Source organism: Ruegeria sp. BC8, from assembly GCF_056535705.1.
In genome coordinates, this window is record NZ_JBQFIV010000001.1 from 2,831,913 (window position 1) to 2,846,679 (window position 14,767).

Below are 14,767 nucleotides of genomic sequence, written 5' to 3' on the forward strand. Positions count from 1 at the left end.
AGGTGCATCATGGGACGCAAACGCAAGGGTCGTGACATTTCCGGTTGGCTGGTGGTCGACAAGCCGGCAGGCATGACCTCGACCGCCGTGGTCAACAAGGTCCGCTGGGCGCTGGACGCCAAAAAGGCGGGCCATGCCGGCACGCTCGACCCCGAAGCCACCGGCGTTCTGGCCGTCGCTTTGGGCGAGGCCACCAAGACCGTTCCCTACATCACCGATGCGCTCAAGGCCTATACCTTTACCGTGCGGCTGGGTCAGGCCACCAATACCGACGATGCCGAGGGCGAAGTGATCGCGGAAAGCGACCTGCGCCCCACCGATGACGAGATCAAGCAGGCCCTGCTGCCCTTCGTGGGCGAGATCATGCAGGTGCCGCCCAAGTTCTCGGCGGTCAAGATCGACGGTCAGCGCGCCTACAAGCTGGCCCGCGAAGGCGAGGATGTCGAACTGGCCGCCCGGCCCCTGTGGGTCGAGGAACTGGTGCTGGTCGACCGGCCCGACCCCGACCATGTCGTGCTGGAAATGACCTGCGGCAAGGGTGGCTATGTCCGCTCGATCGCCCGCGACCTGGGTGCGGCGCTGGGCTGCCATGGCCACGTCAAGGAGCTGCGCCGGATCTGGTCCGGTCCGTTCGACGCCGAGGACGGCCTGAGCATCGAGCAGATCGACGAGATGGCGAAAACCCCGGCGCTGGATGAGCACCTGCGCCCGCTGGAAGAAGGGCTGGCCGACCTGCCCGAGCTGAAATGCACCCCCGAAGGCGCCACCCGCCTGCGCAACGGCAACCCCGGCATGGTTCTAGCCGGCGACGTGGAATACGGCGACGAGGCCTGGGCATCGTTCGACGGCAAGGCCGTGGCGGTGGGGGTCTACAAATCCGGTGAACTGCACCCCAGCCGGGTGTTCGCCGGTTAGGTCCCGTGCTAAGCGAAGGCGCATGATCACCCGGTCCCACACCAAGGGCGACGCGCCCTCGACAGCCGTCTATTCCGACTGCGAACGCTATCGCTACAGCCTGACCCGCATCTGGGATCCGGCCGGGCGCCGGGCGCTGTTCGTGATGCTGAACCCTTCGACCGCGACCGAGGTGCAGAATGACCCGACCGTCGAGCGTTGCGAGCGGCGCGCGCGGGCCTTGGGGTTCGGGGCGTTCCAGGTGACCAACATCTTTGCCTGGCGCGACACCGACCCGCGCAAGATGCGCGCAGCGGCCGATCCGGTGGGACCTGAGAACGACGCTGCCATCCTGGCCGGCGTGGACTGGGCCGATCAGGTGATCGCCGCCTGGGGCACGCATGGCGCGCATCTGGATCGCGGCCCGGCGGTCGAACGCCTGCTGCGCGGCACTGGCCAGCCGCTGTTCCACCTGGGGCTCAGCAAGGCAGGCCACCCCAAGCATCCACTCTACATCGCGTATACCCAGCAACCCGAACCGTGGAACCGGTGACAAAGGGTTAACCACAGACTCAGGTTGGCTTTGACCAACCCTTTGGCGGCATGGGATATTTCACACTCGGGGCGGCACGCTTTCGGAGGGTTCCCATGTTTCTGCTCGGATTGTTCGGCCTGGCCGCAATGGGCGGCGCAGCATACGCGATCAGCGACGTATTCTCGGGGGATGAGGACGAGGACAACGACGATGTCATCGAAGAAGATGCCGTCGAAGACATTCCCGAAGGAAATCTGCTTGAGATTGACGATTCTTTCGAAGACCCGGCCGAGGCCGAGGGTGCGTCCCACGGAACCATACTCTCGGACGTGGACGGAAACCTGGTCATCGCTGGCGGACCGGGTGTGGACAATCTGAGCGGGGCCGAGGGCAACGATCAGATCAACGGCTATGACGGCGATGACATTATCGATGGTGGCGCCGGAAATGATACGTTGTTCGGCGCTGACGGGGATGACTCAGTAAACGGAAACACTGGCGATGATATTCTGCACGGTGGCAACGGTCACGATGACCTCTCGGGGAATGCCGGTGACGACATATTGTACGGTCATCCCGGCGACGACCGGCTGGTTGGCGGCGAAGGCGATGACGATCTGTTCGGCGGTCAGGGCAACGATGACCTTGCCGGAGGTGAGGGCGAAGACGCGCTGCAAGGCGGCGACGGCGAAGACATGCTCGCCGGCGGCGCAGGGGCAGACACGCTGTTCGGCGGTGATGGCGACGACACTCTGACCGGTCGGGACGATGGCGACACGCCCGCCAGCGATTTTCTGAACGGCGGCGCGGGGGACGACACGATCCTGGCAGGTGCCGGAGATGTCGTCACCGGTGGTCAGGGAGCGGACCAAATCGCCATCGACGGAACGGCCACAGGTAAGGAAGTCAGCGTCGTGGATTTCACCCCCGGAGAAGACAAGCTGCTGATCGAATGGAACGGCCCTGACGCGCCCGAAATCGGGATCGAACAGGATGCGGACAACGCTGATCTGACGCGCGTTCTGGTCAACGGGCGCGAGCTGGCCTATCTGTTCGGCGCCCAAGATCTTGGGCCCGAGGATATCCAACTGACCCCGGGTCTGGACCCGGCCCTGACCAGCCCCTCGGGCTGAGATACGCAGAATCCCTTTGCCATTTATTCCGATTGCGCCTATACGCGCCCATCCGCATCGGAATCGGTGCGGTTTTCTCCATGGGCCTGCGCTGGACGACATCCCGGCCTGCGCCATCAACTCTAACCTTTGAAGGAGACCCCGATGTCGATCACTGCCGAAGAAAAAGCACGCGTCATGAAAGAATTCGCGACCAAGGACGGCGACACTGGTTCGCCGGAAGTCCAGGTTGCAATCCTGACCTCGCGCATCAACACCCTGACCGAGCACTTCAAGACCCACAAGAAAGACAACCACGGCCGCCGTGGTCTGTTGAAGATGGTCGCCCAGCGCCGCAAGCTGCTGGACTACCTGAAGGGCAAGGAAGAAGCGCGCTACCAGGACCTGATCAAAAAGCTGGGCATCCGCCGCTAAGCGCGGACTACACCGCTTTCAAGTTCGAGACGCCCGCCATATGGCGGGCGTTTTTTGTCAGAGGAGCGCGGTGTTCAATCCAGCGCGTTCTTGTAGACCACACCGTCTTTCATGATCAGGTCGAAGTTTTCGCCCGGATTCCCAACCAACTCAAGGTTTTCAAGCGGATTGCCGTCGACGAGGATCAGGTCGGCATAGGCACCCTCTTTGATGACCCCTAGCGGGCCGTCTTGATACGGGTGCCGGGGGCCGCTCAGTTCCAGCAACCGGGCGTTTTCAGAAGTGGCGATTTTCAACACTTCATACGGGGTGAACCATTCGCCCAATCGCACCAGATAAAGGCTTTGTTGATACGCCTTGGAGGCGTCCAGAAGCTGGTCGGTCCCAAAGGCCAGGTTTACCCCCACCTCTTTGGCCATCGGGTACAGGTTCGCAACGGCATCTGTGACCTGCTTGTATTTTGCCGCGCTGACCGGGCTGTCCCAGACCATGTCCTCTTCTTTCATGGTCTGGGGGCTTAGCCATGCCCCTTTTTCTTTCATGAGCTCAAGCGTTTCACGAGACGCGAAGAAACCATGCTCGATGCTCATGACGCCGGCTTCGACTGAGGTGCGAATCCCGCGGTCCGTCATTACATGGGCTAGTACGTAAGTATTGAAGTTCGCAGCTTCTTCGACGACCGCTTCGATCTCATCAACAGAGTATTCGCTCACATCCAGCGGATCATACTGTGAGGATACGCCACCGCCTGTGGTTATTTTGACTTGGGAGGCACCGTACTTGAGAATCTCGCGGGTCCTTTTGCGAACCTCGGGGACCCCATCGGCCACCATCGCCATCATGTTCTTTTCCCAATAACTCAACTCGGAAGTCGAGTTTCTTGGGTTCTCCAACAAACTGTGGAAATCGGCATGACCCGATGTTTGGCTCATGAACGGCCCCGAAGGCAGAATGCGGTGCCCGGGGTATTCGCCGGAATCGATCAGTCTCTTGATTGCAAATGGATTGCCGCCGGGATCGCGCACTGTTGTGAAGCCGCGCATCAGGGTTTCCTTTGCCCCTGTCATCGAACGAATGGCCACTTCCGACATATCGCCTTGATTGAAGATCAAGACGGTTGCTGGGGTATACGCATATGTCGTGTGCCAGTGTACATCGATCAGACCCGGGATCAGGGTGCGTCCACCGCCGTCGATCACCGTTGCTCCTTCGGCCGAGATCGGGTCTGTCGACACAGCCGCAATCAGGTTGCCCTCGATCAGAACATTCGCGTTTTCGATGCGCCCGTCGTTGACGCCATCAAATACATGCACATTGGTGATCAGGGTCTGAGCCGGGTCTTGCTGCGCGGAAACCGAGGTGGCGGCAAGCAGCGCCACCAAAAGATGAATACGCATGAAGTATCTCCTGTCAAACACCGCCACCTTAGCAAATAATCCGATTTGTACATGCGGAATTTCATTCAAAAACATGCATCCTGAACGTATCCTCGAAACAGCTCAAAGGCGTACAGAATGATAGCTCTGATCCTAAATGCCTACCGTCTGCTCAAGGCGATCGTCCGATCGTGGGATGATCCGCATTTTCGGGGCGGTTTGCTGCTATGTATTCTTATTCTTCTGTCCGGGACGCTGTTCTACAGCAGCGTCGAGGGCTGGCATTGGGTGGACGCGCTGTATTTCAGCGCAACCACTCTGTCGACGGTCGGGTTCGGCGATCTGTCCCCGGCGACCAAGATCGGCAAGGTCTTCACCGTGATCTACATCTTCGTCGGGGTCGGCGTGTTCATCGCAATGTTCATTCAATTTGCGAAGGCTTTGTTGCGAGATCCTGAATAGAGACTTCCGACCCGGGTCAAACCTTTGGAACTATGACTGGGTCCGGTTAAACCGAAAAAACGCCCGCCAAATGGCGGGCGTTCATTGACCGTCGCGGGCGGCTCAGATCTTGGCGCGCTCAGACTTCAGCGCCAACCACAGGCAGTAGCACATGATCAGCACCACCAGCGTGAACGGGATGCCAGTTGACACCGCCGCACCTTGCAGCGCGGCAAGGCCGCCACCCAGCAGCAGCGCGATTGCGACCAAGCCTTCCAGCGTGCACCAGAACACACGCTGCACCACCGGGGCGTCCATCTTGCCGCCTGCGGTGATCGTATCGATCACCAGAGACCCCGAGTCGGACGAGGTGACAAAGAAGACCACGATCAAAATCAGCGCGATCGGGGCCACGATGCCGTATAGCGGAAGCTCTTTCAGGAAGCCGAACAGCGCGCCTTCGGGGGCATAGCTGTCGATCACCGTGGCCTTGACGCCCTCGGCACCGCCGACGTTCAGCATGTCGATTGCCGCGCCACCAAAGGTGGACATCCACAGCGCACAGACCGCCGTGGGCGCCAGCAGCGCACAGATCACGAATTCACGCACCGTGCGCCCCTTGGAGATGCGGGCGATGAACATGCCCACGAAAGGCGACCACGCGATCCACCAGGCCCAGTAGAAGGTTGTCCAACCGTGGAAGAAGCTGGTGTCTTCGCGCCCGAACGGGTTCGACAAAGCCGGCAGCAGCCTGACGTAATCGGTCATCACGCTGAAATAGCGCGAGATCGCCGTGCCGATCCCGGTCACTGCGATCACGAACAGGAACAGGCCCACGGCCATGATCATGTTGATCTCGCTGAGCCGCTTCACGCCCGCGTCCATGCCCATCAGCACCGAGCCCAGCGCGATCATCGTGATACCGATGATCAGCAAGACGACGACGGTTGGGCTGGGTTCGATGCCGAACACCTCGTAGAGACCGGCGGCAACCTGTTGCGCGCCCAGCCCCAGCGATGTGGTCAGGCCGAACAGGGTGGCAAACACCGCCAGCGTGTCGATCGCATGGCCCCACCAGCCCCAGACACGCTCGCCCAGCAACGGGTAGAAGGCCGAGCGCAGGGTCAGCGGCAGGCCGAGATTGTAGCTGAAGATCGCGAGGCTCAGGCCCACGGCGGCATAGACCGCCCAGCCCTCCAGCCCCCAGTGGTGGATGGTACCAACAACACCAATGTATTCATTGCCCGGCACCGCGATGTCGATGCCCAAAGGACGGGCGCCGCCATCCTCGGCGAAATTGTAGTAGACCGGCTCTAACACGCCGAAAAACAGCAATCCGATGCCGATCCCGGCCGCGAACATCATCGCAATCCAGCCGGCGTAGGAGTAGTCGGGCTTGGCGTCTTTGCCGCCGATGCGCACCTTGCCCACCGGCAGAACGATCAAGGCCAGGCAGAACAGCGTGATTGCATCCACCGACAGGACGAGGAACCAGTCGAAGGTGCTAGTCAGCCACGGCCGCAGCCAACCGAAGAACGTTGCTGCGGCCTCTTGATTGGCGAGAGCGATCAGCACGAAGGCAAAGATCAGGATGCTTGAGATAAGAAAAACCGGGTTGTGAATATCCAGCCCGAATGGGCGAACATTGTCCTGCCCCAGCTCGTATTCCGTTTCGAAATCATAGATCCGCGGATCCGGATCCAGCATTTTCTTGGTCTGAGACATGTGGCCGTCCCTTTCGTTCGCGCGAATTGCAAACGCCAAGGTATTCGGCCGTCGGACGACAGTGAGTAGTCTTACCCCCTTGGCGCCTTTTCGTCGTCTGGACCGCGGGTTCCGTGGTAAGAGGCTACACTGCAATCACTTTTTCACAAAATGCATTCGCCTACGGGAATATGTCTGCGCATGGCCAGCGATGGCTTGACCGAGGTCGAGAGGACGGGGTCGCATTAGTTTCGCGGCTTTCCTACCACCGTCGCAGCCCGGAGTTTCTCTCCAGCCTCTGCCGCGCCGATTTCCGATCTGCATATCCTCGATGACGAGCGATGGTCCTGTTTGCGAGCGGGTGCACGCCAGATGCTATGCGGGCTTACGCATCGGAACGTTCGCGGTGTCGGCTGACGCAAAGGCGAACCACGGCAGATGCAGGACCGTGTGCCTTCTGCGGCCTTATCCCTTTCAATCCGACGCAATCTCATGTATGCGCGCGGTATCTGAGACGTTGTGCCCTGACCCCGGCACTCGAATGGAAGATAAATTGGGGTCGGCGGCAATGGGGCCGCCACGCAAAACGGGAGACCCGCAGGGGCGGGAGTGCTCCCATCTAGGATACGCATATGTTTGATGTAACGAAGAAATCGATGCAGTGGGGCGAGGAAACGCTCACACTGGAAACCGGCAAGGTTGCCCGTCAGGCTGACGGCAGCGTGATTGCCACGCTGGGCGAGACCAGCGTCATGGCCAACGTGACCTTTGCCCGGGAACAGAAGCCCGGTCAGGACTTTTTCCCGCTGACCGTGCACTATCAGGAAAAATACTATGCCGCCGGCAAGGTGCCGGGTGGCTTCTTCAAGCGCGAGGCCCGTCCGACCGAGAAAGAGACGCTGACCGCGCGCCTGATCGACCGTCCGATCCGTCCGCTGTTCGTTGACGGGTTCAAGAACGAAGTTCTGGTGATGTGCACGGTACTGAGCCACGATCTGGTCAACGACCCCGACATCGTGGCGATGATCGCCGCATCGGCGGCCCTGACCATCTCGGGCGCGCCCTTCCGCGGCCCGATCGCCGGTGCCCGCGTTGGTTTCGTGGATGGCGAGTACGTCCTGAACCCGACCGTGGACGACATGCAGGACCTGCGCCTGAACCCCGAACAGCGTCTGGATCTGGTTGTGGCCGGCACCAAAGACGCCGTGATGATGGTGGAGTCGGAAGCCTACGAGCTGACCGAAGCCGAGATGCTGGGCGCCGTGACCTTCGCGCACGAACAGATCCAGCCGGTGATCGACCTGATCATCTCGCTGGCCGAAGACGCCGCGAAAGAGCCCTTTGCCTTCGAAGCCCCCGACTACTCGGAGCTGTACGCTGCCGTGAAAGCTGCCGGTGAAGAGCAGATGCGTGCCGCATTCGCAATCACCGACAAGCAAGAGCGCACCGCAGCCGTCGCCGCCGCGCGCGGGGCCATCAAGGCCGCTCTGACCGAAGAGCAGCTTGAGGACTCGAACCTGGGTTCGGCGATGAAAAAGCTCGAAGCCAGCATCCTGCGCGGCGACGTGGTGAAGGGCGGCAAGCGGATCGACGGTCGTTCGACCACCGACGTGCGCCCGATCGTGGCCGAAACCGGCCTGCTGCCGCGGACCCATGGTTCGGCCCTGTTCACCCGAGGTGAAACCCAGGCGCTGGCCGTGACGACGCTGGGCACTGGTGACGACGAGCAGTTCATCGACGCGCTGCACGGCAACTTCAAATCGAACTTCCTGCTGCACTACAACTTCCCGCCCTACTCGGTCGGCGAAGTGGGCCGCGTCGGTTCGCCCGGTCGCCGCGAAATCGGCCACGGCAAACTGGCATGGCGCGCCCTGCAGGCGGTTCTGCCGGCTCCGACCGATTTCCCCTACACCATCCGCGTGGTGTCCGAGATCACCGAGTCGAACGGCTCGTCCTCGATGGCATCGGTCTGCGGCGGTTCGCTGTCGATGATGGATGCGGGCGTTCCGCTCAAGGCTCCGGTGGCCGGTGTGGCCATGGGTCTGATCCTGGAAGACGACGGCGACTATGCCGTTCTGACCGACATCCTGGGTGACGAAGACCACCTGGGCGACATGGACTTCAAGGTTGCGGGTACCGAAAACGGCATCACCTCGCTGCAGATGGACATCAAGGTCGCGGGCATCACGCCCGAGATCATGGAGAAAGCCCTGGCTCAGGCCAAGGACGGCCGTCTGCACATCCTGAACGAGATGAGCAAGGCGCTGAGCGAGACTGCCGAGTTCTCGATCCACGCACCGCGCATCGAGACCATGCAGATCCCGACCGACAAGATCCGCGAAGTGATCGGCTCGGGCGGCAAGGTGATCCGCGAGATCGTGGAAACCAGCGGCGCCAAGGTCGACATCAACGATGACGGCATCATCAAGATCGCATCGCCCGATGGTGAGTCGATCAAGAAAGCCTACGAGATGATCCACTCGATCGTGGCTGAGCCGGAAGAAGGTCAGATCTATACCGGCAAGGTCGTGAAGATCGTCGATTTCGGCGCCTTCGTGAACTTCTTCGGCAAGCGTGACGGTCTGGTCCACGTGTCTCAGATCGAAAACCGTCGCCTGAACCACCCTTCGGACGTTCTGAAGGAAGGCCAGGAAGTGAAGGTCAAACTTCTGGGCTTCGACGATCGCGGCAAGGTCCGCCTGTCGATGAAATGCGTCGATCAGGAAACCGGCGAAGAGATCGTGCCCGAGAAGAAGGAAAAGAAAGAGGAAGGCGCGGAATAATCCGCCCTGCCCCTTGCTTGATCCAAGACCCCGGTTCCGGCCGGGGTCTTTTTTGTTTCCCGGGGCCTTTCCCGGGCCGCAGCCCTGTTCTATGCACGACACCATGCGATCCTTCATCATCCATATGTCCTCCAGCACCGCGCGCCGACCCAATGCCGAGCAGCTCTGCACCGACCTGCCCAATGCCGAACTGATCGAAGCGGTCAACGGGCGCGATCCGGCTCAGATTGCTGGGGTCACACTGCACCCGGGCAACCTGCATCGCCCACGCTACCCGTTCACCCTGCGCCCGGCCGAGATCGGCGTCTTCGAAAGCCAGCGCCGGATTTGGAAGAAAATGGTGGAGGAAAACATCGACTTGGCATTGATCTGCGAAGACGATTTGCAGGTCGATCCTCAACGACTCTGGATTGCGTTGGAAATGGTAAGCGGCTTCGCTTCTTTGGATAGTTTTGTTCGTCTGCCAATAAAGCAGCGAGAAGTCCCGGCTCAAACAATATCCGAGAAAAACGGCGTTCGATTAATTCTACCCAAGGTTATTGGGTTAGGTTGTGTATGCCAAGTAATCGGACGAAATGCTGCTGCGCGCCTGCTGAATGGAACCAATGCTATCGACCGGCCGATAGATGTTTTCTTGCAAATGCATTGGGTAACTGGGCAACGAATTCACTCAGTACAGGGCACAGGAAATCAGGAAATATCTCCTTTGATGGGCGGCTCGACGATCCAGACGAAACCGCCCCTGACCGATAAGCTGACCCGCGAGTTCAAGCGTGCCGCCTATCGCGCGCAACTGCACCTGCATCCGCAGCGCCCCGACTAGTCGGGCATCGCATCGCCCAGTTCCTCGACCAGGAAATCCATCGCCCGGCGCACCCGCAGCGGCAGATGACGCCGTTCAGGATAGACGATCCAACTCGCACGGCTTGGATCCTCGAACCCCTGCAAAATTGGCTCCAGCTCAGGGGGGCGCTTCGCGCCCAGAAAAATCTCGGGCGCGTACATGACCCCCAGACCTTGCCGCGCGGCTGAAAGAATGGCGTGCGGGTTGTTGGCCTGCCACCGGCCATGCACCCGAACCTCGATCGGGTCGCCCGAGCCGGGGTCGCGGAATACCCACCTGTCATTGTTGGTGATCAGGCACTGATGATGCCGCAGGTCGGCCGGATGGGTCGGCCTTCCGTGCCGGTCGAGATAGCCGCGCGCGGCCACGCAGACCATTCGTCGGGTTGCCAGACGTCGCGCGATCAGCCCGCTTTCGGTCAGCGTGCCATAGCGGATGGCAAAGTCGAAGCCTTCCTCGGTCAGGTTCAGAAGGCGCGAATTGAAGTCGATGGTGACCGAGAGCTTGGGGTGCAGGCTTGCGAACCGCGCCAAAGCGGGCGCCACGAACTGTTCAGCAAATGGCCCCGCGGCCGAAACGCGAATGCGCCCCGCGATCTGGGCCCGATCCCCTGCCGCCGACTGGTTCGCCTCTTCCAGACCCGCCACAAGCCCGGCCACACGCGCGTGATAGTCGCGTCCGGCGTCGGTCAGGCGCACCACGCGAGTCGAACGCGCCAAAAGCTTGACGCCCAAACGATCCTCAAGCCGGGCGACCTGACGCGAGACATGGCTGGCCGAAACCCCAAGCCGCCGGGCCGCGGCGGTGAAGCCCCCCGTCTCAACCACCATCAGGAATTCTTCCAGCCCGTCCCACAGCGCCATCTCGCAGCCTCATTATTACCTGTCAGCAATAATGCTTTGCCAAATCCGGCACTAATCAACAAGCGGCAACAGCCATATATCCCGTCACACAAGACACGGGCCGGGTGAACCGGCCGAACTAGGAGAAAACACATGGCTTCGACTGCAAAGAAAATTCTGGTCGTCCTGACATCGCATGACCAGCTGGGCGACACCGGAGAAAAGACCGGGTTCTGGCTCGAGGAGCTGGCCGCTCCGTATTACGTGTTCAAGGATGCCGGGGCAGAATTGACAATGGCCTCGCCCAAAGGTGGCCAGCCGCCGCTGGACCCCAAAAGCAGCGCACCCGACAGCCAGACCGACGACACCCGCCGGTTCGAGGCCGACCCCGAAGCGATGGCGGCATTGGCCAACACGGTCAAACTGTCCGAGGTGAACGCCCACGACTATGACGCGATCTTCTATCCCGGTGGGCACGGGCCGCTGTGGGACCTTGTGTCGGATGAGAAATCGATTGATCTGATCGAGACGTTCTGGTCAGCGGGGAAACCGGTCAGCGCCGTGTGTCACGCCCCGATCGTTCTGGCGCACACCAAGGCCGCGGACGGGTCGCCGCTGGTCAAGGGTCGTACCGTCACCGGCTTCACGAATGAAGAAGAGGACGCCGTCGGCTTGACCGAAATCGTGCCGCTGCTGGTCGAGGATACGATGAAGGACCGGGGTGCGCAGTTCAGCAAGGTGGACCCGTTCCAACCGCATGCCGTGCCGGACGGCAAACTGATTACCGGGCAGAACCCGGCTTCGTCCGCTGCGGTTGCAAGGAAAGTGCTTGAGGCGCTTGAGGCCTGAGGACGTTCAATGCGGTACGGGGCGGGACATGATGTGCCCCGCCCCTTTCGATGTCAGCTCGGCGCCTTGGTCTTGCGCAGATAGGGGAAGATCGACTCGAACTCGCCGAACTTCTCCTTGGCTTCGTCATTCGAAACCGACGGCGGGATGATTACGTCTTCGCCCGGCACCCAGTTGGCCGGAGTGGCCACGCCCTTGGCGCTCATTTGCAGGCCGTCGAGCGCCCGCAGAATCTCGGCGAAATTCCGGCCCACGGTCATCGGATAGGTCATCGACAGTTTCAGCTGCTTGTCCGGCCCGATGATGAAGACCGAGCGCACCGTGGCGCTGTCCGCCGGGGTTCGGCCGTCGGGCAGATATGCCTCGGCGGGCAGCATGTCGAAGGCTTTGGACACTTCCAGCCCTTCGTCGGCGATGATCGGAAAGCCGGGGTTGGCCTTGCCATAGGCCTCGATGTCTTTCTTCCACTTCTTGTGGTCCTCGACCCCATCGACCGAAACACCGATCACCTTGGTGTTGCGCTTGGCCCATTCGTCGTTCAACTGCGCCACGGCCGAGAACTCGGTGGTGCAGACCGGAGTGAAATCCTTGGGGTGCGAGAACAGGATCGCCCAGCTGTCGCCGATCCAGTCGTGGAACTGGATGGTGCCCTGGTCCGTTTCAGCGGTGAAATTGGGGACGGTATCGTTGATGCGCAAACCCATGATGCATCTCCTTTCCTATGAAAACCCGAGTCGGTTGGTGCAAACCTAATCACTTTGCCCTCAGGTTAAACCATTGATGTGGCACAGGGGCAAAAAACGTGCGATCAATAATTTGATCAAATTTCCAGAATTGCCTTGCCCCAAGGGGGCCGCAGTGACAGAGTGCCCGGGAAAACCGACCGCGCGGTCGAATGAATGCGGATCAAGAGGACACGCCATGATCGAGAAACGCGACTTTTACATCAACGGCCAGTGGGTCGCCCCCAGCCAAGCCAGTGATTTCCATGTGATCGACCCCTCGACCGAGGAGCCCTGCACGGTGATTTCTCTGGGCGGTCAGGCCGATACCGACGCGGCCGTGGCGGCGGCCAAGGCGGCGCTGCCGGGCTGGATGGCCACGCCGGTCGAAGAGCGCATCGCGCTGGTGGAAAAGCTGATCGAGATCTACCCCACCCGTGCCGAAGACCTCGCGCAGGCGATGTCGATGGAGATGGGCGCACCGATCGACATGTCGCGCACCCAGCAGGTGGGCGCCGGGATATGGCACCTGAAGAATTTCATTCGAGCAGCCAAGAATTTCCAGTTCGAGCGCCCCCTGGGCGACCACGCCCCCAATGATCGGATCATCTACGAGGCGGTCGGCGTTGCCGCGCTGATCACCCCGTGGAACTGGCCGATGAACCAGATCACGCTCAAGGTGGGCGCGGCAGCCATCGCGGGCTGCACGATGGTTCTGAAACCGTCCGAGCAAAGCCCGCTGAACGCGATGATCTTTGCCGAGATGATGCACGAGGCGGGCTTCCCGCCGGGTGTCTTCAACCTGGTGAACGGCGACGGCGTGGGCGTGGGCTCGCAACTGTCGGGGCATCCGGACGTCGACATGGTCAGCTTCACCGGCTCGACCCGTGCGGGCACGGCGATTTCCAAGAACGCCGCCGACACGCTGAAGAAGGTACATCTGGAACTGGGCGGCAAAGGCGCCAACGTGATCTTTGCCGATGCCGATGACAAGGCGGTCAAGCGCGGCGTGCTGCATATGATGAACAACACCGGCCAGAGCTGCAACGCGCCCAGCCGGATGCTGGTGCAGCGCCCGATCTATGACCAGGCGGTGGAAACCGCGGCCGAGGTGGCGGGCAAGGTCACCGTGGGGCCGGCGATGCAGGAAGGCCGCCATATCGGCCCCGTCGTGAACGAGCTTCAATGGACCAAGATCCAGGCCCTGATCCAGAAAGGCATCGACGAGGGTGCGCGCCTGGTCGCCGGCGGTCCCGGTCGGCCCGACGGGTTCAACAAAGGCTATTTCGTGCGCCCCACCGTGTTTGCCGACGCCAACAACCAGATGACCATCGCGCGCGAGGAAATCTTTGGCCCGGTCCTGACGATGATCCCCTTCGATACCGAGGAAGAGGCCATCGAGATCGCCAATGACACGCCATATGGCCTGACCAACTATGTTCAGACACAGGACGGCGCCCGCGCCAACCGCATGGCGCGCAAACTGCGCTCGGGCATGGTCGAGATGAACGGCCAGTCGCGCGCCGCCGGTTCGCCCTTTGGCGGCATGAAACAGTCCGGCAACGGGCGTGAAGGCGGTGTCTGGGGGCTGGAGGACTTTTTGGAGGTCAAGGCCGTCAGCGGCTGGACCCCGGAATAACCCCCGCACGGGAACGCACAAAATGTGGGGCAAGGCGCGGACAGGCACCTTGCCCCGTTTGCGTCAGGCCGGACGCACCACCAGTTGTGGCTCGCCGTTCGACGTATGGCGAGCTGACCGACCGTCCCAGCCGATCTGACCGCTGACGCGCTGGCGAAAGGCCGAGAAGCTGTCAAAGGTCACCACGTCGACCGGGGTGTCGAACTGCAGCGTGATCCGCCGCTGCGCGCCGTCGCCCAGCATCGTCAGGCCGCGGATTTCCCCGGTGAAGGGCTGGCCCAGATAGGTGCCCCGCACGCGGTCTCCGACCTTCAGGTGCAGCCGGTTTCCGGCCATCGCGTGCAACGTGTTCCAGTCGCGCGCGCCGTGCTGATGGGCGATCATCTCAAGCGATTGCGCATGGCTCAGGGCCACGCCGGCGCCACGCAGTTTCTCGCGCAGGCGTTTGGCCTGCACTTTCAGCTCGCCCACGGGGGCGATGGTTCGGATCTGTGTCATGTCTTGCCTCGTTTCCAGAAACGGGCGCGAGTATTGGACGGGGCTCGCCTTGCCATCCGCGCGCCGGGAAAGGGCAACAGATGTGGTTTGAAC

14 protein-coding genes are annotated in these 14,767 nt (G+C 61.3%); 9 read left to right on the plus strand and 5 right to left on the minus strand.

Annotated features, from left to right (window positions below; translation table 11 throughout):
• The first annotated feature begins 9 nt into the window (after window positions 1-9).
• From truB to rpsO, 4 genes are all read left to right on the plus strand, one after another.
• Window positions 10-915: a tRNA pseudouridine(55) synthase TruB gene (gene truB / locus ACR3EK_RS14290; protein WP_480633706.1), complete on the plus strand. Its 906-nt coding sequence runs from the start codon at window positions 10-12 to the stop codon at window positions 913-915.
• A 22-nt stretch (window positions 916-937) separates the two neighbouring features.
• Window positions 938-1,447: a DUF1643 domain-containing protein gene (locus ACR3EK_RS14295; RefSeq protein WP_170341998.1), complete on the plus strand. Its 510-nt coding sequence runs from the start codon at window positions 938-940 to the stop codon at window positions 1,445-1,447.
• A gap of 95 nt (window positions 1,448-1,542) precedes the next feature.
• Window positions 1,543-2,562 (plus strand): calcium-binding protein, encoded by a 1,020-nt coding sequence (locus ACR3EK_RS14300; protein WP_480633707.1) that lies wholly within the window; start codon window positions 1,543-1,545, stop codon window positions 2,560-2,562.
• A gap of 144 nt (window positions 2,563-2,706) precedes the next feature.
• Window positions 2,707-2,976 (plus strand): 30S ribosomal protein S15, encoded by a 270-nt coding sequence (gene rpsO, locus ACR3EK_RS14305; protein WP_005980247.1) that lies wholly within the window; start codon window positions 2,707-2,709, stop codon window positions 2,974-2,976.
• Window positions 2,977-3,050: 74 nt separating this feature from the next.
• Here rpsO and ACR3EK_RS14310 read toward each other — a convergent pair whose 3' ends face one another.
• Window positions 3,051-4,373: a metal-dependent hydrolase family protein gene (locus tag ACR3EK_RS14310; protein ID WP_480633708.1), complete on the minus strand. Its 1,323-nt coding sequence runs from the start codon at window positions 4,371-4,373 to the stop codon at window positions 3,051-3,053.
• 117 nt (window positions 4,374-4,490) lie between these two features.
• On the opposite strand from ACR3EK_RS14310, the gene ACR3EK_RS14315 reads away from it, so the two are divergent.
• A complete protein-coding gene (locus ACR3EK_RS14315) occupies window positions 4,491-4,814 on the plus strand; it encodes a potassium channel family protein (protein WP_170341097.1) in 324 nt (107 codons plus the stop codon).
• Window positions 4,815-4,916: 102 nt separating this feature from the next.
• On the opposite strand, the gene ACR3EK_RS14320 is transcribed toward ACR3EK_RS14315, so the two are convergent.
• On the minus strand, window positions 4,917-6,518 hold the full coding sequence (locus ACR3EK_RS14320; protein WP_170341096.1) for a BCCT family transporter: 1,602 nt from the start codon (window positions 6,516-6,518) through the stop codon (window positions 4,917-4,919).
• A 611-nt stretch (window positions 6,519-7,129) separates the two neighbouring features.
• On the opposite strand from ACR3EK_RS14320, the gene pnp reads away from it, so the two are divergent.
• Both pnp and ACR3EK_RS14330 read left to right on the plus strand, forming a co-directional pair.
• Window positions 7,130-9,280, plus strand: a complete 2,151-nt coding sequence (gene pnp / locus ACR3EK_RS14325) for a polyribonucleotide nucleotidyltransferase (RefSeq protein WP_480633709.1) — start codon at window positions 7,130-7,132, stop codon at window positions 9,278-9,280.
• Between the two features lie 91 nt (window positions 9,281-9,371).
• On the plus strand, window positions 9,372-10,103 hold the full coding sequence (locus ACR3EK_RS14330) for a glycosyltransferase family 25 protein (protein ID WP_480633710.1): 732 nt from the start codon (window positions 9,372-9,374) through the stop codon (window positions 10,101-10,103).
• Here ACR3EK_RS14330 and ACR3EK_RS14335 read toward each other — a convergent pair.
• Window positions 10,100-10,987: a LysR family transcriptional regulator gene (locus tag ACR3EK_RS14335; protein WP_480633711.1), complete on the minus strand. Its 888-nt coding sequence runs from the start codon at window positions 10,985-10,987 to the stop codon at window positions 10,100-10,102. The two genes, ACR3EK_RS14330 and ACR3EK_RS14335, sit on opposite strands and share 4 nt — an antisense overlap.
• Before the next feature lie 132 nt (window positions 10,988-11,119).
• Between ACR3EK_RS14335 and ACR3EK_RS14340 the strand changes: the two genes are divergently transcribed.
• Complete coding sequence (locus tag ACR3EK_RS14340) at window positions 11,120-11,815, plus strand: type 1 glutamine amidotransferase domain-containing protein (RefSeq protein WP_480633712.1); 696 nt, start codon at window positions 11,120-11,122, stop codon at window positions 11,813-11,815.
• Between the two features lie 53 nt (window positions 11,816-11,868).
• Here ACR3EK_RS14340 and ACR3EK_RS14345 read toward each other — a convergent pair whose 3' ends face one another.
• On the minus strand, window positions 11,869-12,519 hold the full coding sequence (locus ACR3EK_RS14345) for a peroxiredoxin (RefSeq protein ID WP_480633713.1): 651 nt from the start codon (window positions 12,517-12,519) through the stop codon (window positions 11,869-11,871).
• A gap of 217 nt (window positions 12,520-12,736) precedes the next feature.
• Here ACR3EK_RS14345 and ACR3EK_RS14350 point away from each other — a divergent pair, with 217 nt between their 5' ends.
• Complete coding sequence (locus tag ACR3EK_RS14350) at window positions 12,737-14,176, plus strand: aldehyde dehydrogenase family protein (protein ID WP_480633714.1); 1,440 nt, start codon at window positions 12,737-12,739, stop codon at window positions 14,174-14,176.
• 63 nt (window positions 14,177-14,239) lie between these two features.
• Here ACR3EK_RS14350 and ACR3EK_RS14355 read toward each other — a convergent pair whose 3' ends face one another.
• Complete coding sequence (locus tag ACR3EK_RS14355; protein ID WP_170341087.1) at window positions 14,240-14,674, minus strand: glyoxalase superfamily protein; 435 nt, start codon at window positions 14,672-14,674, stop codon at window positions 14,240-14,242.
• Window positions 14,675-14,767: the final 93 nt, after the last annotated feature.